1 protein-coding gene is annotated in these 798 nt (G+C 70.9%); it reads right to left on the minus strand.

Going from position 1 to position 798, the window contains the following annotated elements:
* Positions 1–36: 36 nt before the first annotated feature.
* Complete coding sequence (locus tag KBX53_RS34630; protein ID WP_030331132.1) at positions 37–555, minus strand: hypothetical protein; 519 nt, start codon at positions 553–555, stop codon at positions 37–39.
* Positions 556–798 lie beyond the last annotated feature (243 nt).

Genomic DNA, 798 nt, shown 5'->3' on the forward strand with positions numbered 1-798 from the left:
GTCAGCGGGCCGGGAAGGCCCGCTGACGCGGGTCGGTCAGGAGACGTCGGGGAAGCCGTACCGCAGGGCGTGCTCCGGATCGGTCGGGTCGATCTGGCGTACGCCCGCGTCGGCGAGGCGCTTGTTGACCTCGTCGAGCTGCTCGCGCACCAGCCGCGCCTCCTCCTCGGTGACCCGACCCCGGTGCGGCTTTCCGGCGTGCTCCAGCGTGCCGTAGTCGATCTTCTCGGCGCTCTTGCGGGCCTTGGGAGGGCGGACCCGCTCGGCCGTCTTCAGCAACTGCGCCATCGGCACGTCGGTGGCCATCGCGTCGAACTCGCTGGCCGTCAGCACCACCCGGCGAGGCTCGCCGCCACCGTGCCGGTCGTGGATCTCGACCACCGCCACGTCCAGCGCGGCGTCGTCGATGTTCTCCACCTCGCCCGGGGTGGCGTCCAACTGCACGGGCCCGGCGACCAGGTCCGGGTGCTCCAGCACGACAACGCGGACCACCTCGTCGTCCTGCTGCAGAACCGTGCCGGTGAAGTCGGAGACGTGGATCGTCTTCTTGCCCATGCGCGGAGCTTCTCCTGTCGTAGGCCGGGATGAGGGACCACAAGAAATTACCCGACAGGTGTGCGAAAGCCGCCGCTGGACCTCCTCCGGTGTGTCGCCCCCCGTACTCCCCGGCGGTCGCCGTGACGGCCGGCGTCAGTGGGTGTTCAGGCGGTGCCGACTGGAGCTGCCGGCGGGCAGCTTGTTCAGCCCGGCCCACGACAGGTCGCCGCTGCCGATCGTCCGGGGGTTCCGGTAGCGCGG

The sequence above is a fragment of the Micromonospora sp. M51 genome (assembly GCF_018070305.1).
In the GTDB taxonomy this organism is placed as follows: Bacteria; Actinomycetota; Actinomycetes; order Mycobacteriales; family Micromonosporaceae; genus Micromonospora; species Micromonospora parva.